Consider the following 24315-nt stretch of genomic DNA (forward strand, 5'->3'; position numbering starts at 1 on the left):
TGCCCTTATTCTGCCGGACCGCTCAGGCCTCCGCGCCTGATGGTTTCGGCATACCAAAGAGCGCTCTCCTTGGGAACTCTCACCTGGGTCTCATAGTCGACGTGCACGAGACCGAAGCGCTTGCCGTACCCCCACGCCCACTCGAAGTTGTCCATCAGCGACCAGGCGAAGTATCCCTCGAGCGGGACCCCCGCCTCGATCGCGGCGTGGCAGGTGCGCAGGTGGGCGGCGATGTAGTCGCGCCGCTCGTAGTCCCGCACGGTCCCGTCGCCGGTCATGACGTCGTCGAAGGCGGCGCCGTTCTCGGAGATGACCAGCGGGACCGCCGGGTACTCCCGGGCCAGCCGGACCAGGAGCTCGTAGAGGCCGGAGTCGTCGATCTCCCAGCCCATGGCCGTGACCGGGCGGCCGCCCTGCACGAACGAGACGTGCTCGCTGCCGACCCACGGGGAGCCGCTGTCGGTGGGAGCGGCCGCCGCCGACGCCGCGCCGCCGGGCTTGCCCGAGACGGTGAAGCGGCTGTAGTAGTTGATCAGCAGCATGTCCAGCGGGGCCGAGATCACGTCCAGGTCGCCGTCCTGGGCGAAGTCCGCCATCGCGCCGAAGTCCTCCAGCACGTCGGCGGGGTAGGCGCCCTTGAGCAGGGCGTCCAGGAAGAACCTGTTCTGCAGGCCGTCGATGCGGCGCGCGGCGTCCAGGTCGGCCTCGGACTCGGTCTCCGGAGAGATGGCGTAGAGGTTGACGCAGCCGCCGATCCGGGTGTCGGAGCGCTGGGCCCGCATCGCCTCCACGGCCAGGCCGTGCGCGAGCAGCAGGTGGTGCGCGGCGCGCAGGGCCTGGGCCGGCTCGCGCCGCCCGGGGGCGTGCTCGCCGGAGGCGTAGCCGAGGAACGCGGCGCACCACGGCTCGTTGACCGTGCTCCAGTTGCGGACCCGGTCGCCCAGCGCGTCGTGCACGAGGGCCGCGTAGTCGGCGAAGCGCTGCGCCGTGTCGCGCGAGGGCCAGCCGCCCGCGTCCTCCAGCGACTGCGGCAGGTCCCAGTGGTAGAGCGTCACCCACGGGTCGATGCCCCGGGAGAGCAGCTCGTCGACGAGCCTGCTGTAGAAGTCGATGCCCTTGGCGTTGGCCGGGCCGGTGCCGTCCGGCTGGATCCGGGGCCAGGAGATGGAGAACCGGTAGGCGCCGAGGCCGAGGCCGGCCATCGTCTCCACGTCCTCGCGGTAGCGGTGGTAGTGGTCGATGGCCGTGTCCGCGTTCTCGCCGTTGACCACCCGGCCGGGCTGCCGGACGAAGGTGTCCCAGATGGAGACACCGCGGCCGTCCTCGGAGACGGCTCCCTCGATCTGGTAGGCGGAGGTGGCCGCGCCCCAGACGAAGCCGGTCGGGAACACCAGATCCGGGACCTGAACCTGCGTCTCTTGCGTTGTCACGCCTTGACCGCACCTTCCATGAGGCCGCCGACGATCTGCCGGCCGAACATGACGAAAACGATGACGAGCGGGAGGACCGAGGCCGCCGTGCCGGTGAAGAGCATGACGTAGTCGGTGCCGTGCGCCTGGTTGAGCGCCGCGATCGAGGTCTGGACCACCGGGTTGTCCGGGTTCAGCACGATCGACGGCCACAGGAACTCGTTCCAGTTCTGCATGAAGGTGAGCAGCGCCAGAACCGCCATGCCGGGCCGTACCGCGGGCAGGATCACGTTGACGTAGATGCGCATGGTCGAGGCGCCGTCGACGCGCGCCGCCTCGACGAGCTCGTCCGGCACCGCCTGGGTGGTGTACTGGGTCATCATGAAGACCCCGAACCCGTTGACCAGGAAGGGCAGGATCACGGCCTGGATCTGGCCGGTCCAGCCGAGGTTCACCATCATCTCGTAGAGCGGGACGATGCCCATCTGCTGGAGCGGGACCATCATGGTCAGCAGGATCGAGCCCAGCAGGATCTTGCTGCCCCGGAACCTCAGCTTGGCGAAGGCGAAGCCGGCCAGGGTGGAGATGATCACCACCGAGAGGGTCACGGTGGTCGAGATGATGATCGAGTTGATCAGGCCGGTGGCGAAGTACGCGTCCTCGGTGGCCAGCAGCCGCCCGACGTTCTCGCCGAGGTGACCGCCGGGGAGCAGCGGCGGCGGGGTGTCGAGCGCCTCGTCGTTGGTCCGCGTGGCCATGATGAACATGTAGTAGATCGGGAAGGCCGACAGCACGAGGGCGAAGGCGAGGGTCACCTTCGTCAGCGGGCCCGCGTCCCAGATGCGGTTCGCCGAGGATGCGGGACCCGACGGGCGCCGCCGGGTTTGGATCGCCGTCACTTTTTACCCCCGATGCGGCGGGTGAAGGAGTAGTTGATCAGGATGCCGATGAGGATCAGCGCGAACAGCAGCCAGGCGGCCGCCGAGGCGTAGCCCATGTCGAAGTCGCGGAACGCCTCCTTGACGATGAACATGGCCACCGTCTGGTACTGGCCCGTGGCGCCGCCGGCCATCGTCGGGTTGCCCTCGAACATGACCGGTTCGGCGAACAGGGTCAGGCCGCCGATGGTGGAGACGAACACCACGAAGATGAGCGTCGGGCGCAGCATCGGCACGGTGATCTGCCAGAACTGCCGCCGGGCCGAGGCCCCGTCGAGGGAGGCGGCCTCGTAGAGGTCCTTGGGGATCGTCTGCATGGCGGCCAGCAGGATGATCGCGTTGTAGCCGGTCCAGCGCCAGTCGATCATCGTGGCGATCGCGATCCACGCGCTCCAGCTCTGGTTCTGCCATTCGATGGCCTCTACGCCGAACAGGCTGAGGAACCAGTTGATCATGCCGTAGTCGCGCCCGTAGAGTTGGGTGAAGACCACGGCGACCGCGACGACGGAGGTCACCAGGGGGAGCAGGATGCCGAGGCGGAAGAAGAGCCGGCCCCGGATGCGCTTGTTGAGCGCGTTGGCGAGCATCAGCGCCAGGACCAGCTGCGGGATCGTCGCGATGACGAAGATCCCGACCGTGTTGAGCACCGCGTTCCAGAAGGCTCCGTCGGCGATCAGCTCGGTGTAGTTGTCGAGTCCGGTGAAGGTCTTGTCCCCGGCGAGCTCCCAGTCGTGCAGGGACACCCAGGCGGTGTAGCCGAGCGGGAAGAGGCCGAAGACGGCGAAGAGCAGGAAGTAGGGGGAGACGAGGAAGTACGGGGTCGCCCGGAGGTCGAACCGGGCGAGTCCCCTGCCGCCGCGTCCCGGGTTCCGGGGCCCGGAAGACCGGCGGGGGCCTTCCCGCCGCGCCGGAGCGGGGGTGTCGACGTTGAGGGTCATCGGTCAGCCTTTCAGCTCAAGGGCAGGCGACGGGCCCGGCGGCGGGGGTAGCCGCCGCCGGGCCCGTGCCGAACGGGAGGGGGATCAGCCCGCTGCCTTGGTGCCGGCCTCGACGAACTTGGTCCAGGCCTCGGCGTAGGGGATCGAGCCCTTGTCCATGCCCTCCAGGACCTTCTCCGCCGCGGTCTTCACCTGGGCGTGCTTCTCACCCAGGAAGAGCGGGAGCAGGTCCTTGACCGAGGCGCCGAAGATCTGGCCGGTCGGCGCGTCGTTGAAGAACTCGTTCTTCAGGTCGGCGACGGCCGGGTCCTGCTGCGCGGGCAGGGAGCTCGGGAAGGCCGCGGCCTCCTTGAAGGCCGCGATGTGGCCCTCCTTGCCGGTGAGGTAGTTCAGGACCTCAGCGGCCTCCTTCTGGTGCTTGCTCTGCGCGGGGATCGCGAGGTAGGAGCCACCCCAGTTGCCAGCGCCGCCGGGGACCGAGGCCACGTCCCACTTGCCCTTGTTCTCCTCACCGGCCGCGCCGGAGACCACGCCCAGCATCCAGGCCGGGCAGCCCATGGTGGCGAAGCCGCCCTTCTTGATGGCGGCGTTCCACTCGGGGGTGAACGAGGCGAGCTTGGCGGTCAGGCCGGCCTCGCTGAAGGACTTCACCGTGTCGAACGCGGTCTTGACGGCCGGGTTCTTGTCGATGACGAGCTGGTTGTTGGTGTCGAAGTAGGCGATGTTGCCGTTCTTCGGCCCCTCCTGCGAGAGCACCACGTTGTAGAGGGTGTTCGGGCCGTCGAGGAACTTGGGGTCGCCCTTGCCGGGGTTGGCGGCCTGGAACTTCTTGCCGGCCTCCATGAAGGCGGCCCAGTCCGGCCAGAGCTTGCCGACTTCCTCGCGCTCGGTCGGCAGACCCGCCTTCTCGAACAGGTCCTTGCGGTAGCACATGGTCATGCCGCCGATGTCGGTGCCCAGCGCGAAGAGCTTGCCGTCCTTGTTGACGCCGTTCTCCCACTTGGCCGCGGGGAAGTCGGCCTTGCGGTTCTCCAGGCCGAACTGACCGAGGTCGGCGAAGAACTGCGGGCGGGCCTTCATCAGGCCCATCGCGCCCTCGTCGATGCCGACGATGTCGGCGGCGCCGCTGCCGGCCTGCAGCTTCTGCAGCAGCTGCGGGAGGAAGACGTCCTCGAACCGGTCGGTCAGGTTCTGGTACTTGACCTGGATGTTCGGGTGCTCGGCGTTCCACTTCTTGACGGCTTCGTCGTAACCGAAGTTCTCGCCGCCGCCGAAGGTGTGGACGGTGATGGTGACCGGCGCGGCCGCGGCCGAGGACGCGCCGTCGCCGCCGGCGGCGGGCGTGGGCTCGCTCGAACCGCAGGACGTGATCGCAAGGGCGGTGGCCGCCATGACCGCTACTGCGGCGAGCTTGCCCTGCCGCTTGGTGTTCAACATTCCGGACCCCTCTCAGGTGGTCGCCCGAATCGGTGGGAGGTGCAGCCGCGGCCGGTCCCCGACAAACCCGGACCGAGGCTGGCTGCTCTGCAACATGCTTTGGGAGCGCTCCCACGAAGAGTGGACGATAGGCAACCGGAACGTCAATATGCCGAAACTCAACCGTTACATCTCGGACTTAAACCTAGGACATATAGCGGTTTATCGGGAGATAAGCCTCAGATAGGCTGTTGGGAGCGCTCCCATCACGCGAACATGTGTCCCGCCCCTTCCGGAGCAGGGAGGGGAGAACCCTCCGTTCGCGGACGGCGGAACCCCGGTCCCGGAGGGTGGAGCCGGCCGCCGGAGCGGGGTCCGTGCCCGGCGGCAGGAAAAGGGGTACGGCCCGCCGGGCCGTACCCCTCCGGAGCGCCGTCCGGCGCGGATCAGCCCCGGTAGACCGGGTAGCCGTAGCCGACGACCTCGGCCTTGGGGCGGACGCGCCGCTCGACCTTGCCGTTGCCGGTGTTGCCCTCGATCGTGGTGATGGTCCCATCGCCGTTGTCCTCCTCGACCAGGCCGACGTGGTCGATGCCGTAGAGGCTGTCGCCCCGCTTCCAGTCGAAGAAGACGACCGCGCCGGGCTTGGCGGTGGTGCCCCAGTGGCCGTTGGCCCGGAACCACTGGGCGTAGGTCACGGTGTAGGCGTCCCAGCCGAAGACCGGCCGGATGCCCGCCTGCTCGCCGACCCAGGAGACGAACATCGCGCACCAGGGCGCGTTGGCGTAGCCGCGGATCGCGCCGCCGTCGCGCTCGACGGTCTCCGCGGCGCGGTAGGAGTCCATGTACCACCGGTGGAACCTGGTGCCGCCGCCCCGGTCGTTCTCCTTGACGCCGATCTGGCCCTCGGCGATGGAGAGCACATCCTCGGCCGAGACCCGGGGCAGCCCGTCGGCGATGAGCTGCAGGGGGGTCCTGGCGGACGCGGCGGAGGCGGGCAGGCCCCCGGAGATCCCGGCGGCCGCGGTGAGGGCGCCGGCCGACGCCCGGAGGGGGGCCTCGGCGTGGGCCGGAGGGCTCGCCACGGCGCCGCCCGCGAGGGTGACCGACGCGCCCAGCAGGGCGTGGGTCAGGCGGCGCCCCCTCGTGGAGGCGGGGGAGGCGGTGGAGGAGCCGCCGGTCTTCGCGGGGGAGGTGCGGCGGTGCTTCACCGGGGAAGTGCGCTTCACGGGGGAGGTACGGCGGTGCTTGCCCATGCGGGGGTTCGACTCCTTGCTCGGCTTCCGTGCCGCCTACCGGGTTAGCTGACGGGTTCGGGCCAGGAAGTGCCCTACAGCGCGCGGGCGCTGATTCACCCCAGGGGAGGTGGGTCCCCGGTTCCGCGGGGTCGCGGATTCGGCGTCCATGACCTCATCGGGAGGAGGCCGGGCGGGTTGAGTCACGTCCCGGCAAAGTCCGGTCAAGGCGGGATGGGGGTGCGGGCGGGAAGCCGGAGCAGGGTATCGATCGGGGAAAATATTGATAAATGCGAAAAACCGGGCAGGGCTCGCCCGTCGGCGAGCCCTGCCCGGGAACGGCGGCCCTCGAACGGTCGCCGAGCGGTGCTCAGCTCACCTGGTTGAACGTCGCGGGGTCCGGGCCGAGGCGCCGGCCCGCGTCCAGCGAGGCGATCGCCGCCATGTCCTCGTCGTCCAGCTCGAACCCGAACACGTCGAGGTTCTCGGCGATCCGCGAGGGCGTGACCGACTTGGGGATCACCACGTTGCCCAGCCGCAGGTGCCAGCGGAGCACCGCCTGGGCCGGGGTGACCCCGTGCCGGGCCGCGACCTCGGCCAGCACCGGCTCCTCCAGCAGCCCCCGGCCCTGGCCGAGCGGGCTCCACGCCTCCGTGACGATGCCGTGCCCGGCGTGGTGGCCGCGCAGCTCGGCCTGGGGGAGCTGCGGGTGCAGCTCGATCTGGTTGACGGCCGGGACGACGCTCCCCTCCTGGAGCACGCGCTCCAGGTGCTCCACCGTGAAGTTGCTGACCCCCACGGCCCGCACCCGGCCGTCGGCGTACAGCTTCTCCAGCGCCCGCCAGGCCTCCGGGTACAGGTCCTGCGCCGGGACCGGCCAGTGGATCAGGTAGAGGTCGAGGTAGTCCAGGCCGAGCCGTTCCAGGCTCGCGTCGAACGCGCGCAGCGCCGCGTCGTAGCCGTGGGCGTCGTTCCAGAGCTTGGACGTGACGAACACCTCCTCGCGTGGCACGCCGGAGGCGCGCAGGGCCCGGCCCACGCCCTCCTCGTTGCGGTACAGCGCGGCGGTGTCGATGCTCCGGTAGCCGGCCTCGAGGGCGGTGGCCACGGCGGTGGCCGCCTCGTCGTCGGGCACCTGCCAGACGCCGAAACCGAGCCGGGGCATGCGGACGCCGTTGTTGAGAGTCACGAATTCCATGCATTCATGATCTCCCATCCATACCCGGACGAACCGGTTGGAACGGTGCTTTACCTCTCGCTGGGCGTGGTCGGCTGTTCACCCGGGGTTCCCGGTCCCGTAAGACCGCCGCGTTACGTTGGGGCGGTCGTGAACGGGTCATCGCCCGGCGTGGAGCAGGACGGTCGAGACCACGCGCGGGATCAGTGTTCGGCCGTAGCCTGGGTGGAGTCCCCGCTGCAGATGCTCTGCGCGGTGGAGGCCCACCACGCGGGACTGCTGGGCACCCGGACCCGGGTCGTGTCCCGGGCGGGGCTGCGCCCGCTCGCCGTCACCCGCCGGGAGCTGCACCGGCTCGGCCTGCCGGACGGGCTGGAGCTGGCCGGACCGGAGCCGGACATGCCGCGCCCGGAGCGCGGCGCCGCCTGGGTGGTGGGCGACGCCTTCTCCGGCCGGGTCCAGCTGGCCTGGCTCACCGCCTTCCCGCGCCGGGTCGTGATCGTCGACGACGGGCTGGCCACCGTCAGGCTCCTGGAACTGCTCACCCGGCGGCCGGGCACGCCGCTGCTGCGGGCCCGCGCCGCCGGCGGGGCGCTGCGCTCCGCGCTCCGGGCGGCACTGGGCACGGCCGCAGCCCTCCGGCTCCGCGCCGCCGCCCGGTCCGGCCGGCTGACGGTCTTCACCGCGCTGCCCGTCCCGGACGAGCTGGCCGCGGCCGTACGGAGCACCGGAGCGGAGCTGGTGGCCCACGACTTCACCTGGCTGCGCGGCCAGCCGCTGCACGGCCCCGGCCCGCGGGAGCGCACCGTCGTGCTGGGCACCTCGCTGGTCCGCAACGGCCTGATCCACCGCGAGCGCTACTTCACCTGGCTGTCCGGGCTCGGCTCGGCCGGGCCGGTCGCCTACTTCCCGCACCGGCGGGAGGACCCCGACGACCTCGCCCGGGTCGGGCGGCAGCCCGGGATCACCGTCTACGACGGCGGGGGCCCCGCCGAGATGACCCTGCGCGGGCTGGCCGCGGAGCAGCGGGTGCTGAGCCTGCCCTCCACCGCGGTCACCTCCCTGCGGGTCCTGCTCTCGGCGCGGGGCGTGACCGTGGAGACGGTGCGGGTCCCCGACGAGTGGTGGACCTCCCGGGCGGCGCCGTCGCTCCGCTCCCACCTTTCGATGTTCGCCCATCACGACACTGGAGCGGTTCGTTGAAGGTCCTGGCCGTGGCCGACTCGGATTCCTACCTGAAGTGGGCGGCCTGCCTGCTCGCCGGCCTCCCCGCAGGCTGCACGACGGAGCTGGCGGTGGTCCGCACGCCCATCACGCCGTCCCCCGCCCAGATCCGCGCGGCGGTCTCCGGTGCGGTGTCGGGCCCCGAGCCCGGCCCCGCATTCGACCCCGTGTCCGGTGCGGCGTCCGGCTCGGTGCCCGGTGCGGCGGCCGGCCCGCCGGTGCTGTCGGCCCGGGGGCTGCGCCGTACGGCGGAGCGGTTCCGGCCGGACGCGGTGCTGGTCGCCTGCACCGGGCCCGTGGTGGACATCCTGACCGCCGAAGTGCTCGCGGGGCTGTCCCCGCGGCCGGTGTTCGTGACCGGCCTGCCGGGGATCTCCGTCCCGGCCACCGAGAAGGCCTGGCTGTTCCGGAGCGGGTGCGACCTGTTCGTGCTGCACAGCGGGCGGGAGGTCGAGGAGTTCTCGGAGATCGGCCGGAGGCTGGGCGGGGGCGGGCGGGTGGGGCTGGCCCGGTTGCCCTTCCTGCGCGCGGGTTCCGGCGGCTCTGACGGTCCAGGTGGTCCCGCCGGTCCCGGCGGCCTCGGAGGTCGCGCGGGTTCCGGCGGCCCCGGCGCCCCCGTGGCACGGCAGGACGCGGCCGCCCCGGCGCGGCCGCGCGACCGGGTGGTGTTCGCCACCCAGGCCAAGGTGCCCAGGCGGCGCGAGGACCGCGAGCGCATCCTGCTCGCGCTGGCGGACCTGGCCGGGCGCCGCCCGGACCTGGACGTGGTCGTCAAGCTCCGGGCCCTGGCCGACGAGCGCCAGACGCACAACGAGCGCCACCACTACCAGAACCTGTGGCAGGAGCTCGGCGGGCGCTCCGGCGCCCTCCGCTTCGAGGCCGGCCCGATGCACGATCACCTGGCCAGGGCGGCGGGGTTCGTCACGGTCAGCTCGACCGCCGCGCTGGAGGCCATCGCCTGCTCGGTGCCGCTGCTGGTGCTGTCCGATTTCGGGGTCAGCGCCGAGATGATCAACCTCGTCTTCGAGGGGAGCGGGGTCCTCGGCACCCTGGAGGACCTGTCCGCGGGGCGTTTCCGCACCCCCGACGAGGCGTGGTGCAAGGCCAACTACTTCCACGGCGACGGGGAGAGCGACTGGACCGGCCACCTGGTCTCCCTGGTCGGGCAGGCGCGCTCCGGGCGGCTCGCGCCCGCGGTCTCGCTGCTCGACGGGCCCGGGTACGCCGCCGCCCGCCGCCGCGCCCGGCTGCGCGTGGAGGTGCCGCCCAAGGTGCTCCGGGTCGGTTACCGGGCCAAGCGGCGGATGCGCCGCTACCTCAGGGCACTGGGCTGACACGGGCCCCGGACCGGCACGAGGCCACACGCCGGCATCACTCCGCGCGCCGGCACCGCTCCACGCGCCTCAGGACGGCCGGACCGCCTCCGGGCGTGGGAAGGCGGTGACTGGGCGGGGGGCGCCGGTCGGCTGCCGGGAGAGGGTGATTGACTCGGTAGTGGCAGGCCCACGCACCGGGTGACCTCGGGGAAGGGACCATGGAGGTGGCGGACCGTGTGCTCGGCGTTCCCGGCGTTCCCGGCGGCCGGTGACGCGCCGCGGCTGGCGGCGCTGCGCGCCGCGGGCCTGCTCGACGCCCCCGAGGTGCCCTCCCTGACCCGGCTGGCGGGCCTGGCGGCCGCACTGCTGGACGTGCCCGCCGTGCTGGTGGCCCTGGCGGCCGCGGAGGAGCAGGTGGTCCTCGGTGCGGCGGGGCCCGCCGCACGGCCGGGGACGCGGCGGGCCCCGCTGCGGGACTCCCTGTGCGGGCGCGTCGTGGCGCGGGGCGCGCCGCTGGTCGTGCCCGATGTCCGGGACGACGCCCGGACGGGAGGGCGGTGGCGCGGTGATCCGGCGCTCCCCGGCCTCGAGGCGGGGTCCTGCGCGGGGTTCCCGCTCCGCGCGCCGGACGGCGAGGTGCTGGGGGCGCTGGGGGTGATCGGAGCCGGGCCCAGGCGGTGGCCGGCGGCCCAGCTGGACACGGCCGGGGACATCGCGGCGATGGCCGAGGCGGAGATCGCGTCGCGACTGGCCGGCGGCGAGGCCCTGCTGGCGGAGCGCCGGTTGCGGACGGCCCTCGACCGGGCCCGCGACGCGTTCGTCTCCGCGGGCGCTGAGGACGCCGCGGATGCCGAGGGCGCCGAGGTCGCGGCGAGGGACGGCACGGCCGAGGAGGAACTGGAACGGGAGCGGACCTTCCTGGCGGCGCTGCTCGACAGCCTGGAGGCCGGGGTGGTCGCCTGCGACGCCGACGGCAGGGTGGCGCTGTTCAACCGGGCGCTGCGTGCCGTGCTCAGGGCCTCCGAGCAGCCGGTGGACGCCCGGGAGTGGGCCGGGACGTACCACCTGACGGCCCCGGACGGGCGCACGCCGCTCCGCCCGGAGGAGGTGCCGCTGGCGCGGGCGTTCGCCGGCGAGCGGGTCGAGGGCGCGCAGGTGGTGGTCTCCACGCCGGGCCTCCCGCCACGCCGGTTCCTGGTCAACGGCCGGCCGATCGACGCCTCCGACGGGAGCCGGCTGGGTGCGGTGGCGGTCATGCACGACATCACCGGCCGGCACCGGACCGAGGTCCTGCGCGACGTCCAGCGGGCCGTCGCGGAGGCGCTGGCCGACGCGTCCTCCGGCGAGGAGGCCGCCGGCTGCGTGGTCGCCGCGGTCGCGCGGGGACTGGGCTGGGCCTGCGGCGAGTACTGGCACGTCGACGGCGACGCCATCGTCCGCACCGCCTCGTGGACGGCGCCGGGGCGGGACCTGTCGGGGTTCACCGGCGGCGAGCGGGTCGTGTTCCGCTCCGGTGTCGGCCTGCCCGGCCTGGTGTGGGCCACCGGCAGGGAGGTCTGGGTCCGCGACCTGCCGTCCGACCCCCTCGGGTTCGCCCGCCGGGAGGCCGCGGCGCGGGCCGGGCTGCACGCGGCCGTCGGCCTGCCGGTGGGCAGCGGCCGGGAACCGCTGGGTGTGCTGGCCTTCTTCGCCGAGACCGTCGAGGAACCGGACGCAGAACTGGTCGCCCTGCTCGACGGCGTCCGCGCCCACCTGGGGCACCACCTCGAACGCCGCCGCGCCGAGGAACTCGCCCTGGCGCTGGAGGCCGGCCGCCGCCGCTTCGACCGGATCATCGGCCAGCTCGACGACTACGTGTGGACCTTCGAGATCGATCCCGACGGCACGTTCCGCCCGGTGTACACCAGCCCCGACGCCAGCAGGATATTCGGTGTCCAGCCGCCCGAGGACGCCGACGTGCTGGAACTCGCGCTCACCCGCGTCCATCCCGAGGACAGGGCGGCGGTGCATGCCTACCTGGGCGGACTCGCGTCCGGGGAGCCGCAGGAGGTCGTGTGTCGCGTCCTCGGTCTCGACGACGCCACCCGCTGGCTCTGGCTCCGCGCCAGGCCCCGCCGCGAGGACGGCCGCCTGTTCGTCGACGGCATCTCCAGCGACGTCACCGAGCACTACCTGCTGGAGGAGGAGCGCGAGCGCCTGCTGGAGGAGGAGCAGCGGCGGGTCGAGCGCCTCGAGGACCTGGACCGCATGAAGGACGAGCTGGTGGCCGTGGTCAGCCACGAGCTGCGGTCCCCGATCGGGGCCATCCGGGGCTACACGGAGATGCTGCTGGACGATCCCGGCCTGGCCGGCGAACGGCGGTCGTTCGCCGAAGTGATCGACCGCAGGAGTGAGCACCTGCAGCGCTTGGTCGACGACCTGCTGGACCTGGCGCGTTTCGACGCCGGCCGGGTCGGTGTCGACCTCCGGCCGGTCTCCCTGTCCGGCCTGGTCCGCGACGCCGTCGGCGACCAGCGGCCCGCGGCCGCCGTCAAGCGGCTCACCGTCACCGCCGACGCGCCCGGCCGCCTGCCCGTGCGGGCCGACCCGGTACGGCTCCGCCAGGTGCTGGACAACCTGCTGTCCAACGCGGTCAGGTACACCCCGGTCGGCGGCTCCGTCGCCGTCACCGCCCGGTGCGAGGGCGCCGAGGCGGTGATCGCCGTCGCCGACACCGGCATCGGCGTCCCGGCCGAGGAGTACCCCCGCCTGTTCGACCGGTTCTTCCGCGCCTCCACCGCCCGGCGGGCCGGGATCACGGGCACCGGCCTGGGCCTGGCCGTCACCAAGGCCGTCGTCGAGGCGCACGGCGGCACCATCACCGCCGCCCCCCGCCAGGGCGGCGGCACCGTCTTCACCGTCCGCCTGCCCGCCGGGGGACCGGCCCCGGAGAGCTGAGCCGGGCCCGGGGGAGGGCCGTGCCCGGGGAGCCGAGTCCGGGAGGGCCGCGCCGAGCCTGGGGGAGGGCTGAGCCCGGGAGAGCCGAGCCCTCCCGTCAGGAGAGCGCCCGGGACAACCGGCGGCGCAGCCTGCCCAGCGTCCCGGAGCCGGGACCGGGACGGGCCTGGCCCGCGGGCGGCAGACCCAGGGCGGTCAGCCGCTGCCGCTTGAAGTAGCGGTCCGGGCCGTGGGCGTCCAGGTAGGCGGCGGCCTCCGCGCGCAGCTCCGGGTAGGACTCGCTCTGCATGCAGTAGCCGACCGCGCGGACCAGCGCCCGGACGTCGACCGGCGGAGGCTGCTCCAGCGTCCCGTCCGGCCGCAGCCGGGGCAGGAGGGCGTCGGTGATCGTGACGGGCACGCGGTTGCTGTTCTCGTACGGCATGAGCCGCTCCAGGACCAGTTCTCCGCCGACGGTGGCCGCCGCCAGGCCGAAGTGGCGCCGGGCGGTGAGCAGGGCGGTGGAGAAGCAGCCCACCACCAGTTCCGGGCGGAGCGCCGCGAAGCACGACTCGGCGGGGACGGTCCCGCCCGCCACGGAGAGCCGGACGCCGAGTCCCGCAGCCACCTCGCGCAGCCGGCGCGCGTGCCGCCGCCCGGCGGCCGGGTGCGGTTTGAACAGCACCGACTCGCAGCCCCGGGCGGCCAGGGCGCGCAGCATGTCCGCGTGCAGCCCGTCCTCCTCCTCGGGGGTGACGACGCCGAGCGCCGACAGGTACTGCCCGAGGATCATCGCGGGGCCCGTCCCCGCCTCTCCGCCCGCCGGCCCGGCGGATCCGCCGCCCGCCGTACCGCCCACCGCGCCGTCCTCCGGCCCGGGGATCCCGCCGAGGACGCGGAGGAAGGACTCCCCGGAGACGGTCCGGGCCGGCACGCCGTACTCCGAGAGCAGGAGCGGGGTCAGGCCCGGCACCAGGTCGAGGTGGAGCAGGCGGGTGATCCGGCCGGCGATCTCGGCGGGCAGCGGGTCGCGGGTCGGGCCGTAGCTCATCAGCCCGTCGGAGTAGACGGTGACGGGGCAGTCCCGCAGCAGCCCCGCGAGGGTCCGCGCGGGGGGCACCGCGACGGACTCGACGACGAGCTCGTCCGGGCCGTCGCCCAGGGACAGGTGGGAGCGGAGCAGCCGGCCCGTCATCGGGACCTCGACGACGCGGGCCCGCCAGTCCGACGGGTGCATCGGGGCCACGATCTCGTTCCACGACCGCACCTCGTCGAAGCGCGGGCGCAGCGCGGCGAAGCCGGGGGCCTCGTCCAGAGCCGGGGTGATCTCCGGGACGGCCGCGTTGTTGGAGACCAGCAGGATCCGGCGGCCGTCGCGCGGCCCGAACGCGCCCTCGTCCAGCGCGGCGGCCAGGGTCGCCGCGCCGAACAGGGTGGAAGCGTAGAACAGCTGGGTCCTCGCGGTCATCGGGTCTCCAGAAGGCGGCGCAGGAGCTCGTCGCGTTCGGGGTCGAGCCCGACGCCGGGCAGGTCCGCCGGGAGCCGCCGCAGCGCCTCGGCGCCGCGCCGTTCGAAGCGGGCCCGCAGCTCGGGCGCGAAGCGCCCGCCCAGCTCCAGGTGGTGGGCGAGCAGCGCGCGGAACTGGCGGACCGCCTTGGGCGCGAACTCCTCGGGAAGGTCGGCGAAGACCAGGTCGAAGGCGTCGAAGAAGTGCAGCTGGCGCTCGTCGCCGACCTGGGTCAGGGAACCGGAGACCATCCGGCGGTAGAACACCCCGGCCAGGGAGACCACCGCGAACGAGGCGGCCTCGCGGTGCAGCCGCCAGATCCACGGCCGGTCCTCGGCCGTGTGCAGCCGGCCGGGGAAGGTCAGCAGGTCGCCGAGGTCGCGCCGGTAGATCCCGGCCCAGGCGTAGGGGTAGTCGACCATGGTCTTCGACCGGGCCGGCAGGATGTGCTCGCGCGGCCTGAACACCGTGTTCCGTACGGCCAGCGGCGCCCGGTGGGTCACCCGCCTGCGCCCCTCCGCCTGGACGTGGTCCACCCGGACGAAGTCGCAGCCGAGGTGCTCGATCGCGCCGACGAGGTCGGCGAGGTAGCCGGGGGCGAGCCAGTCGTCGCCGTCCATGAAGCTCACGTAGCGGCCGGAGGCCAGCGAGAGCCCGAGGTTGCGGGCCTCGGCCAGGCCCACCGGGGTCTCGTTGCGCAGCACGACGAGACCGGGCAGGTCGTCGCGGAAGTCCTCGACGACCTGCCCGGTGCCGTCCACCGATCCGTCGTCCACGACGACGAACTCGAAGTCGGGGCGCGCGTTCCGCACGAGCGAGGTGAGCGCGTCGGAGACGTAGGGCTCGGCGTCCCGCACCGGGACGACGACCGACAGCTTGATCAAGGTCTCCCCTCACGGTTCCGGGCGCGGTCGTCCCGGACGGTAGTGGTCATCGCGGTGCCCGGGCCGAACGCGCCGGGACGCGACGGTGAACGCCCGGGGACGGGTCCGTGTCCCGGGCGGCCCCCGGCACGCCCCGGCCCGGGGCGCGGTCGCGCACCGGGCCGGGGCCGGGACTAGACGGTGACGCGGCGCAGCCGGGCCTTGGGGGCCTCCTCGCCGGGGAAGACCCGCTTGACGCCGTCGCCGAGCGCGGTCTCGATGATGCGGATGTCGCGCACCAGGTGCTCCAGCCCGGCCGGCTCCAGCGAGGCGGCGTGGTCGGAGCCCCACATCGTGCGGTCCAGGGTGATGTGCCGCTCCACGGTCACCGCGCCCAGCGTGACCGCCGCCAGCGAGATCTGCAGGCCGCGCTCGTGGCCGGAGTAGCCGACGGGCACGCCGTACCGCTCCTGGAGGGTGGTGATCGCGCGGAGGTTGGCCTCCTCCGGGGGGAGCGGGTAGGTGGAGGTGGCGTGCATCAGCACCAGCCCGGAGGTGCCGAGGATCTCCACCGCCCGGTCGATCTCCTCCAGCGTGGACATGCCGGTGGACAGGATGACCGGCTTGCCGGTGGCGGCGAGCGCCCGCAGCAGCTCCAGGTCGGTCACGCCGGCCGAGGCGACCTTGTGCGTGACGACGTCCATGGACTCCAGGAACTCCACCGACGGCACGTCCCAGGGAGAGGCGAACCAGTGCAGGCCGCGCTCGGCGGAGTACTTCGCGATCTCGGCGTACTCGGCGTGCCCGAACTCGGTCCGGACCTTGTACTCCATGTAGGTCATCGCGCCCCACGGCGTCTGCCGGATCTGGTCGCGCTGCTCCAGCGGGACGCAGATCTCCGGCGTGCGCTTCTGGAACTTGACGGCCTGGCAGCCCGCCTCCGCGGCCACGTCGATCAGCCGCCGCGCGATGTCCAGGTCGCCGTTGTGGTTGATGCCGATCTCGGCGATCACGTAGACCGGCTGCCCGGGGCCGACCAGCGCGTCGCCGATCGGGACCGGCCGGGGGGAGGCGACCAGGCGGAGCTCCGCCCGCGGTGCCGGCGCCGCCGGGGCGGCGACCGCGGCCGGTGCCGCCGCGCCCTCGGGGCGGGCCGCCAGCACCCGGTCGCACAGCTCCCGTACGGCTCCCGCCCCGCCCGGCCGGGTGAGCACGACCCGCGCCGCGGCGCGCACCCTCGGGTGGGCGTCGGGGACCGCGACGGGCCACCCGACGTCGCTCATCGGGCCCAGGTCGTTGACGTCGTTGCCGACGTAGGCGACGCGCGCCGGGTCCAGGCCCTCGATGGCCAGCCAGTCGCGCAGCACGGTCCGCTTGTCGGTCAGGCCCTGCAGGACGGGGACGCCGAGCTTGCGGGCGCGGGCCGAGACCACCGGGTTCTGCTCGGTGGACATGATCATGATCTTGACGCCCGACCGGCGCAGCAGGGAGACGCCCATGCCGTCGGAGCGGTTCACCGCGACCGTCTCGCGGCCGTCCTCGCCGACGTAGGCGCGGTCGTCGGTGTGCACCCCGTCGAAGTCGGTGATCACCGCGTCCACGTCGATCGGCTCGGGCAGGTCCGTGAAGGGGGCCAGCGCCCGGACGATCTCCAGGTCCTCGGGGGTGTCCACCTCGACGGCGTGCCGCGGCGGGACCGGCTGCACGGCCACCCGGCCGAAGAAGCGGTGCCCGTACTCGCGCAGGCCGCCGGCGCGCATCACGTAGAACGCGCCGGTCTCGCGGTAGTGCGGTTCGCGGTCCTGCCTGCGCGGGCGGGACGACGGGTCGTGGTTCACCCCGGCGCCCGCGGCGTCCCACAGGAACTCGTGGGTCTCCAGTCCGGAGAAGACCACGTCGGCCTCGCCGCCGAGGACCTTCGCGATCGCGGCGTCCAGGTCGGCCGGGTCGATGAACGCGCTGGTGCACTGGACGAGGAGGACGACCTCGGGGGCCTCGGGCAGCCGGTCGAGCGCGTGCAGCACGGCCGACTCGCTGGTGGCCTCCGCGCCGCTCAGCTCGCCGGGCCGGTCGACGACCTCGGCCCCGGCGGTGCGGGCGGCCTCGGCGATCCCCGGGTGGTCGGTGCTGACCACGACCCGGTCGACGAGCTCGGCCCGGACGCAGGCCCGCACCGCGCGGGCGACCAGCGGGGTGCCGCCCACGGGGGCCAGGTTCTTCAGCGGCACGCCCGCCGAACCTCCGCGGGCGGGGATGACGGCCAGGACTCGCAAGGTGACTCCTCTTACCTCCGACAAGCACCCCTGAGCCGGGGTCTTTCCGGAACGCTAGCCACGGGGGTGACCGGTGAGGGGTGTCCGAGCTGAACGTCCAGAGTCCTCCGGCTTAACTTTCCGGACGGCGGGGGACCACGCGGGGGGACCGTGCCGGAGGTGCGGTCCGGGTGCGAATCCTCCCGCGAATGGAAATGAAATTTCCGATTTATCCGGAAAGGGGGACTTGTGAGGAAGGGGGGTGCGGGAAATGCAGGGAAGGGGATCCGGGGAAAGGCCGGAGAGCACGGAAAGGCGCCGCGGCCGGTGTGGATCCGGTCCGCGGCGCCGGTGATCCGACGCGGGTTCCTACTGGTTGTAGCTGTCCCGCGCGCGGTCGGCGACGTCCCGCGCGGTCTCGCGAGCGGTCTCCTTGGCCTTCTTGGCGGTCTCCTTCGCCTTGCCCTTGGACTGCTCGGCGCGGCCCTTGTTGGCCATGCTGTCGTTGCCGGTCATCTTGCCGGCGGCCTCCTTGGCCTTGCCCCGCATCTGATCGAAGTTAGTCATTTTGTGCCTTCCCCCGTTGAAATGACAGGTTGTCGGTGGAAGTCATAACCGGACAATCGCGGTACTAATCGTGATCTAAGGATCTTTAGGGCGAGGAACACCGCACGCATATGATCGATCGCCCGCCTCGAGGGGGAGCGCCGACCGAATCCAGAGAAAAGGGCGGCGCGTCGTCCGTGCGCCCGTGAACGCGGCCCGGCTCAGCGGGAGGCGCCGACCGCGTCCATGAGCAGGGGCAGCGAGCGTTCCAGGGCGCGCCGCCAGTACGGCCAGCTGTGGGTGCCGGGCCCGTAGAAGTCCGTGGTGACCTCCAGGCCGGCCTTCCCGGCCCGCCGGGCGAACTCCTGCGACTGGGTGAGCAGGGTGGCCTCGCCGTCGTCCCGGGCCGCGGACGGGTCGTCCAGCGGACCGGGGGCGCCGTCCCCGCAGGAGACGTAGAGCCGCACGCCCGCGAGCTTCGAGGTGAGGGCGACCGGGTTGTGCGCCGCCTGCTCGGAGCCGCCCGGCGGGCCCCACAGGTCGCGGGGGTCCTCGCCGTGGCGCTCCAGCAGCCAGGGCGCGCTCTCGGTGGTGTCCAGCACGCCGGAGAAGGAGGCCGCCGCCCGGAACATGCCCGGATGGCGGGCCGCGTAGGAGACCGCGCCGAATCCCCCCATGGACAACCCGGCCACCGCCCGGCGGTCCCCGGCGCCGTAGTCGCGCTCCAGGATCGCGCGGACCTCGGTCAGGTGGAAGGTCTCCCACTTCGGGCCCCGGCGCCAGTCGGAGTAGAAGCCGACCGCGCCGCCCTCCGGCATGACCGTGATCACCGGGTAGGGCGAGGTGAGCCGGGTGGCGTCGCCCTCCGTCACCCAGGAGTCGGGGGCGGGCTGGCAGCAGCCGTCCAGCAGGTACAGCACCGGCCACGGGCCCGAGCCCGGCTTCCAGCCCGCGGGCAGCAGCACCCGGACCCTGCCCTCGCGGCCGAGCGCGGCCGAGGCGAAGGTGAGCACGTGGTCCCGCTCGCCCAGCCGCTCCACCCGCACGCCGGACGGGGTCCGGTCGCGTCCCCCGCCGGGGGAGGCGCTGTGGGAGGAGCCGGAGGGGGAGCCGGGGGAGAAGGGCGTCAGCAGGGTCAGCGAGACGGCGGCCACCGCCAGCGCCGCCAGCAGGATCACACCCAGGCGTACGGCCTTACGGTTCATACCGCCCCATCCTGGCGCGCCGCCACGATCACGGGAAGCCGTCAGCAATATGTAGGCTGTCTACTTTACATATAACGACAAGTACTTGATGCTCAACGTCAAGTAGAAGGGAGGCGGGTGTGGAACCGAGCGCGGACGAGCGTCGCGCCCTGGCCGAGGATCTCCGGAGGATCGTCGGCAGAAGGGTGCTCGACCCGCTGGACATCCTGTTCGGCGAGGACGAGCCGTCCGGTGCGGACGAGCGGCTGCGCGAGCGGCTGGAGGTGAAGAGCCGGACCTGGGCCGACGTGCTGCTCGGCGAGGACGACCGGGCGGCCGCCCACCTGGCGATCCGCCTGGTGAGCACCCTCTATCCGGGTGACGCGCCGTTCGACCCGCCGGCCGCCTGGTGGGCCACGCCGCTGGGCCGGGCCGTCGCCAGGCGCGCCGGGCACCCGGCCGCGACCGCGGTGACCGTCTCGGTCGCCGCGGCGATGCTCGGCATCACCCGGCAGGGCGTCCACGACCTCATGCGGCGGGGCAAGCTCGGCCGCACCCCGGACGGCGCGGTCACCACCGAGTCGATCCGCGCCCGCCTCTCACCCCGCGCGGCGACCGGCCCGCGGACGACACGAGGAGACCGTGAATGACCATTCCCACCGGCACCCCCACCGGCGGGGTCCTGCGCCTGGCGGACGGACCGACCGTCGGACGGCTCGGCTACGGCGCGATGCAGCTGCCCGGCCCCGGAGTATGGGGGCCGCCCCGCGACCGCGGCACGGCGCTCGCCGTCCTGCGCCGGGCGGTGGAGGCGGGCGTCACCCACATCGACACCAGCGACTTCTACGGCCCGCACGTGGCCAACGACCTGATCAGGGAGGCACTGCACCCCTACCCCGGCGACCTGGTGATCGCCACCAAGGTGGGCGTGGTCCGCGACGAGTGGAAGGGCTTCGACGCCGCGGCCGAACCGGAGCAGCTGCGCGGGCAGGTCGAGGAGAACCTCGTCCGGCTCGGGAAGGACCGGTTGGACCTGGTCTACCTGCGGGTGGGCGGTGACGGGCTGCTGTTCCCCGGCGAGACGCCCTTCGCCGAGTCCTTCGGAGCCCTCGCCGACCTGCGCCGACGCGGATTGATCCGCAACCTCGGGCTCAGCGGGGTGACCACGGCACAACTCGCCGAGGCCCGCGCGATCGCGCCGGTGGCGGCGGTGCAGAACCGCTTCCACGTCTTCGACCGCTCCAGCGCCGACGTGCTGGCCGCGTGCGAGGCCGACGGCATCGCGTTCACCGCCTACTTCCCCCTCGCCGCCGGGATGCTCCGCCCCGGGCTGGACCTCTCCCAGGCCCCGCCCGGCATGGCCCCCACCGCCGGGCAGCTCGGGACCCTCGACGAGATCGCCGCCCGGTACGGCGCGACCCGCGTCCAGACGGCGCTCGCCTGGCTGCTCGCCCGCTCACCGGTCACCCTCGCCATCCCCGGCACCGCCTCCCTCGCCCACCTGGAGGAGAACCTCGCCGCGGCCCGCCTGGACCTGACCGCCGACGACGTCGCCGTCCTGGACGGGCTCGCCTGACCTGCGGCGCCCGGCGCGGACCCCGCCGGGTTCCGTCTTTCCCGCCCTTTCGCGGTGCCGTACCGCCCTTTTGGCTGGATCATGGGCGGATGACTCCGGACACATCCCCCTCCCGTTCCCGGCGCGTACGACCGCTGGTCGTGGTGATCGCCTCCCTGGCGGCGCTCGCGGCCGTGGCCGTCGTGATCCCCATCGCCCTGCAGTACGCCAACCGGGGCGAGTCCCTGCCGCTCTTCCGGCTCCAGCCCGTCCTCGCCGTGGCGGCGGCGCCCTGCGCGGGCACGGACCTGCCGGACCCCGGGGGGACGGAGTGCCTCCGGCTGGCCAACGGGGTGACGGTGAAGGAGGTCGCCGCGGCCGAGGCCGCGGAGGGCGCGGGCGGATGGACGGTCGAGGTCGCGCTGGGGCCCGACGACGCCGCCGCCTTCGCCGAGATGACCAGGAAGATCGCGGCCGAACCCGGGCCCCGCAACCGGCTCGCCGTCGTCGTGGACGGCGAGGTGCTCTCCGCCCCGGTCGTGGCGGAGGCGATCACCGGCGGGCGGATGCAGATCGCCGGCTCCTTCACCCGAGAGGAGGCCGCCGACCTCGCCCGCAGGCTCGGCGAGGGGCGGTAGGCCCGGGACGGCCGCCCGGCCACCCGGCCCGCCACGGGCGGGGCGGCCGGGCGGCACAGGCATCACAGGCGTCCCGGCCCGGGACGGCCGGGCGCCGCGGGCGGGCGGCACAGGCGGGGACGGCTGGGCGCCCCGGCCGGGGACGGCCGGGGGCCGCCCCCGCGGTGACCCGGAGCGCGGCGGCGCCGCGTCAGGGCCAGGACCTCTCGATCTCCGCGAGCACCTGCTTCGTGCCCTTGCCTCCGACCCAGTCCGTCATCCCGGTCCAGAAGGACCCGGCGCCGACCGCGGCCGGCATCATGTCCGAGGCGTCGAAGCGCACGACCGTGCCGGGGTCGCGCATGATCTCCGCGGAGAGCTTGTCGATGTCGCCGGTGTAGAGGTCCAGGTCCACCTTGTTGTTCGCCGTGGTCCAGCTGCCGGCGGCGACCCGCTTGCCGGCGAAGTCCGCCGACGCCAGGTACTCCTGGACGGCGACGACCTCGGGGCGGTCGCCGAACGCTCCGACGAAGGTCGAGGCGACGAGCGCGGGCTTGCCCTTCGCCGGGTCGACGGCCGGCATCTGGAAGGCGAACACGTCGCCGTCGGCGGCCACCTTCGTGCCGCGCGGCCAGTTGCCGGCGTAGAAGGACGCCATCCGGTAGAACGTGCACCGGTTCTCCAGGACCGGCTGCCCGGCCTTGGTGAAGGAGGTCTTGGCGATGCCGGCGGTCCCGCCCCTGACGTACCTGTCGTTCTTGAGCACCTTCGCCGCCAGGTCCGCCGCCTCGACGACCTTCGGGTCGTCGAAGGGGATGGCGTGGGCCACCCACTGGTCGTAGACCTCGGGGTCGTGCACGCGCAGCATCACGTCCTCCAGCCAGTCGGTGCCGGGCCAGCCGGTCGCGCCGCCGGACTCGAAGCCCACGCACCAGGGGGTGCCCCCGGAGGCCGCGATCTTCTCGCTGACGGCCATCATCTCGTCCCAGGTCTCCGGGACCGCGTGTCCGCCCTTCTTCAGCGCGGCGGGGGAGTACCAGACGAAGGACTTCACGCTGGAGTCGTAGGGGACCGCGTAGAGGGCGCCGTCGACGGAGCCGTACTCCAGCCAGCCGGGGGCCCAGTTCTCCTTCGCGAGCTTCGCCACCGAATCGGGCACCGGCTTGAAATCGCCGCTCCCGACCAGCTCCGCGATGAGACCCGGCTGCGCGATGATGGCCAGATCCGGTGCGTCCCCCGTCCCGGCCCGCTTCCTCACCTCGTCCTCGACGGAGGTGTTGCCCTCGATGTCGATCCGGATCGAGGTGCAGTCGGAGAACCGCCGCAGCGCCTGCGCCAGCCTGACGCCGTCGAGGTTGCCGGTCATGAGGACGCTGACGGTGGTCCCCTCGTGCCCCCGGTAGGCGGCGTACGGCGCGCACGCGGCCGCCCGGCCCGCCTCCGTCTCCTGCGCGGCGTCCGCGGTGCCGCAGGCGGCCAGCAGCAGGCAGGACAGGGCGCCGAGGGCGCCGGCGGCGGCCGTCCGGCCGGAACGTGACTTGCTCTTCATCGGTTTCCTCTCCCGGGAGGCGGGCTGGGGTGCGGTCGTGGTGTCGCGCGGGCTCATGCCTGGAACCTCCGCACCACCGTGCGGAGCCGCTCGGCGGTGGCCGAGAGGTCCTGGGCCGCGGCCTGGGCGGCCCGGCCGTCCTCGGCCGTGGTGCGGGTCGCGCCGGCGAGCTCGTCGATGGTCCCGGCGATGTCGCGCGTCCCGAGCGCGGCCTTGCTGATGCTGCCGCTCATCTCGCTGGTGGTGGCGCTCTGCTCCTCCACGGCGGCGGCGATGGCGAGCTGGTGCTCGTTGATCCGGGCGATGATGCCGTTGATGTCGGCGATGGCGTTCGCCGCGCCGACACTGGTGCCCTGGATCGACTCCACCCGGCGCGAGATGTCCTCGGTCGCCTTCGCCGTCTCCTGGGCGAGTTCCTTGACCTCGCTCGCGACCACGGCGAAGCCGCGGCCCGCGGCCCCCGCCCGCGAGGCCTCGATGGTGGCGTTCAGCGCGAGCAGGTTGGTCTGCTTGGCGATGGCGGTGATCACCTTGACGACGTCGCCGATCTCGGCCGACGAGGTGCCCAGCTCCGCGACGGTGCTCGTGGTGCTCTCCACCACCGCGATGGCCTGGGAGACGGTCTGCGCCGCCTGGTTCGCGCTCTGGGCGATGGACCGCATGGCGATGTCCGTCTCCTCGGCTCCGGCCGCCAGCGCCTCGACGTTCTGCGAGACCATGCTCGCGGAGTCGGTGGCGGAGGACGCCTGCCCGGCGGCGGTCGCGGCGGAGGTGTCGATCCTGGCGGCGGAGGCCGAGACGCGCCCCGAGGCGTCGTCCAGCGACTCGGCGGCCTCGACGAGTGCCGCCACGGTGTCGCGTACGGCCTGGCGGGCGCTCTCGTAGCCGGCCGCCATCCGGCCGACCTCGTCGGCGGAGTCCACCTCCGCGGCGACGGTCAGGTCACCGCCCGCCATCGCGGCGAGCGCGGCCTGCACGCGCCGGACGGGCCGGACGATCGCCCCGGCGACGACGAGGGCGATGGCGGCGGTCAGCAGCAGGCCGGTGACGAGCACCACCAGCACGAGCCGGATCGCTCCCGTCTTGCCGTCCTGGATCTCCTTGCCGCCCTCGATCACCGCGGCGGTCTCCGCGGCCGTCAGCTCGTCGAGGTTGGCCTTCGCCATGGAGAGCGCGGTCCCCTGGGCCAGCCGGGTGTCGCGGAAGGCCGTCTCGTCCCCGGCCTTGCTCGCCGGCAGCATGGTGTCGTCGCGGAAGACGCGGTACTGCGCGATCGCGATGTCGGTGGCCTGGATGGTGCCGATCGCCCCGCGGTCGCCGGCGGTCTCCTTGTAGCGCTTCCAGGCCTGGTCGAAGACGGCGTCGTTCTTCTGGATGTCCGCCTCGGCCTGGCGCCGTGAGACGTCGTCCGTCAGCGCGATGTGCTCCAGCAGGATGGTGTCCTCCTGGAGGAGGGAGGTGCGCGCCTCGTTGAGGCTGAGCGCCTGGGCCATCCGGTAGTCGGAGATGGACCCGGCCGTGGAGGCGACCGCGCTCAGCTGGACGATGCCGACCGCGCCGACACCGGCCATGGCCAGGCCGGCGACGGCCGTCGTCAACAGGAGTTTCGGCCGTACGCCGAGATCTCGCCAGAGTCGCATGCTCACAGGTCCGTCCTTCTCCGCCGCGCCGCC

The 24315-nt window shown here is 73.2% G+C and carries 19 protein-coding genes and 1 riboswitch; of the genes, 6 read left to right on the top strand and 13 right to left on the bottom strand.

What is annotated here, in order from left to right:
* Positions 1–5: 5 nt before the first annotated feature.
* From HS048_RS16480 to HS048_RS16505, 6 genes are all read right to left on the bottom strand, one after another.
* The gene (locus HS048_RS16480; protein ID WP_068893940.1) at positions 6–1430 is read right to left on the bottom strand and encodes a GH1 family beta-glucosidase; all 1425 of its coding nucleotides are present in this window, start codon (positions 1428–1430) and stop codon (positions 6–8) included.
* Complete coding sequence (locus tag HS048_RS16485) at positions 1427–2308, bottom strand: carbohydrate ABC transporter permease (RefSeq protein ID WP_196467378.1); 882 nt, start codon at positions 2306–2308, stop codon at positions 1427–1429. Before HS048_RS16485 ends, HS048_RS16480 begins: the two co-directional genes overlap by 4 nt.
* Positions 2305–3285 (bottom strand): carbohydrate ABC transporter permease, encoded by a 981-nt coding sequence (locus tag HS048_RS16490; RefSeq protein ID WP_068893938.1) that lies wholly within the window; start codon positions 3283–3285, stop codon positions 2305–2307. The genes HS048_RS16485 and HS048_RS16490 overlap by 4 nt, the downstream gene beginning before the upstream one ends.
* Before the next feature lie 84 nt (positions 3286–3369).
* Positions 3370–4722 (bottom strand): ABC transporter substrate-binding protein, encoded by a 1353-nt coding sequence (locus HS048_RS16495; protein ID WP_196467379.1) that lies wholly within the window; start codon positions 4720–4722, stop codon positions 3370–3372.
* 425 nt (positions 4723–5147) lie between these two features.
* Positions 5148–5957 carry a CHAP domain-containing protein gene (locus tag HS048_RS16500; RefSeq protein ID WP_196467380.1) on the bottom strand — a complete coding sequence of 270 codons (810 nt, stop codon included), beginning with the start codon at positions 5955–5957 and terminating at the stop codon, positions 5148–5150.
* Between the two features lie 19 nt (positions 5958–5976).
* A riboswitch (cyclic di-AMP (ydaO/yuaA leader) is annotated at positions 5977–6112 on the bottom strand.
* Between the two features lie 194 nt (positions 6113–6306).
* A complete protein-coding gene (locus HS048_RS16505; protein ID WP_196467381.1) occupies positions 6307–7134 on the bottom strand; it encodes an aldo/keto reductase in 828 nt (275 codons plus the stop codon).
* 204 nt (positions 7135–7338) lie between these two features.
* Between HS048_RS16505 and HS048_RS16510 the strand changes: the two genes are divergently transcribed.
* The 3 genes from HS048_RS16510 to HS048_RS16520 all read left to right on the top strand — a co-directional run bounded on the left by HS048_RS16510 (position 7339) and on the right by HS048_RS16520 (position 12590).
* Positions 7339–8316, top strand: a complete 978-nt coding sequence (locus HS048_RS16510; protein ID WP_307832507.1) for a hypothetical protein — start codon at positions 7339–7341, stop codon at positions 8314–8316.
* 11 nt (positions 8317–8327) lie between these two features.
* Positions 8328–9671 carry a DUF6716 putative glycosyltransferase gene (locus HS048_RS16515; RefSeq protein ID WP_307832508.1) on the top strand — a complete coding sequence of 448 codons (1344 nt, stop codon included), beginning with the start codon at positions 8328–8330 and terminating at the stop codon, positions 9669–9671.
* 216 nt (positions 9672–9887) lie between these two features.
* The gene (locus HS048_RS16520) at positions 9888–12590 is read left to right on the top strand and encodes an ATP-binding protein (RefSeq protein WP_196467384.1); all 2703 of its coding nucleotides are present in this window, start codon (positions 9888–9890) and stop codon (positions 12588–12590) included.
* A 97-nt stretch (positions 12591–12687) separates the two neighbouring features.
* On the opposite strand, the gene HS048_RS16525 is transcribed toward HS048_RS16520, so the two are convergent.
* From HS048_RS16525 to HS048_RS16545, 5 genes are all read right to left on the bottom strand, one after another.
* Entirely contained in the window at positions 12688–14037 is a 1350-nt protein-coding gene (locus HS048_RS16525) for a polysialyltransferase family glycosyltransferase (protein ID WP_196467385.1), read from the bottom strand.
* Entirely contained in the window at positions 14034–14960 is a 927-nt protein-coding gene (locus tag HS048_RS16530; protein WP_196467386.1) for a glycosyltransferase family 2 protein, read from the bottom strand. Before HS048_RS16530 ends, HS048_RS16525 begins: the two co-directional genes overlap by 4 nt.
* Before the next feature lie 173 nt (positions 14961–15133).
* Positions 15134–17212, bottom strand: a complete 2079-nt coding sequence (locus tag HS048_RS16535) for an N-acetylneuraminate synthase family protein (protein ID WP_196467387.1) — start codon at positions 17210–17212, stop codon at positions 15134–15136.
* A 348-nt stretch (positions 17213–17560) separates the two neighbouring features.
* Positions 17561–17758, bottom strand: a complete 198-nt coding sequence (locus tag HS048_RS16540; protein WP_068893930.1) for a CsbD family protein — start codon at positions 17756–17758, stop codon at positions 17561–17563.
* 200 nt (positions 17759–17958) lie between these two features.
* Positions 17959–18942 carry an alpha/beta hydrolase family protein gene (locus HS048_RS16545; RefSeq protein ID WP_196467388.1) on the bottom strand — a complete coding sequence of 328 codons (984 nt, stop codon included), beginning with the start codon at positions 18940–18942 and terminating at the stop codon, positions 17959–17961.
* 119 nt (positions 18943–19061) lie between these two features.
* On the opposite strand from HS048_RS16545, the gene HS048_RS16550 reads away from it, so the two are divergent.
* The 3 genes from HS048_RS16550 (at position 19062) to HS048_RS16560 (ending at position 21114) form a co-directional block, all read left to right on the top strand.
* A complete protein-coding gene (locus HS048_RS16550) occupies positions 19062–19571 on the top strand; it encodes a hypothetical protein (protein ID WP_196467389.1) in 510 nt (169 codons plus the stop codon).
* Positions 19568–20497 (top strand): oxidoreductase, encoded by a 930-nt coding sequence (locus tag HS048_RS16555; protein ID WP_196467390.1) that lies wholly within the window; start codon positions 19568–19570, stop codon positions 20495–20497. Before HS048_RS16550 ends, HS048_RS16555 begins: the two co-directional genes overlap by 4 nt.
* A gap of 89 nt (positions 20498–20586) precedes the next feature.
* On the top strand, positions 20587–21114 hold the full coding sequence (locus tag HS048_RS16560; RefSeq protein ID WP_196467391.1) for a hypothetical protein: 528 nt from the start codon (positions 20587–20589) through the stop codon (positions 21112–21114).
* A 190-nt stretch (positions 21115–21304) separates the two neighbouring features.
* Here the strand turns inward: HS048_RS16560 and HS048_RS16565 are convergent, their stop codons facing one another.
* Entirely contained in the window at positions 21305–22699 is a 1395-nt protein-coding gene (locus tag HS048_RS16565; RefSeq protein WP_230880854.1) for an ABC transporter substrate-binding protein, read from the bottom strand.
* A complete protein-coding gene (locus HS048_RS16570) occupies positions 22696–24282 on the bottom strand; it encodes a methyl-accepting chemotaxis protein (protein WP_230881669.1) in 1587 nt (528 codons plus the stop codon). Before HS048_RS16570 ends, HS048_RS16565 begins: the two co-directional genes overlap by 4 nt.
* Between the last annotated feature and the right edge of the window lie 33 nt (positions 24283–24315).

This window comes from Planomonospora sp. ID91781 (assembly GCF_015711595.1).
GTDB lineage: Bacteria > Actinomycetota > Actinomycetes > Streptosporangiales > Streptosporangiaceae > Planomonospora > Planomonospora parontospora.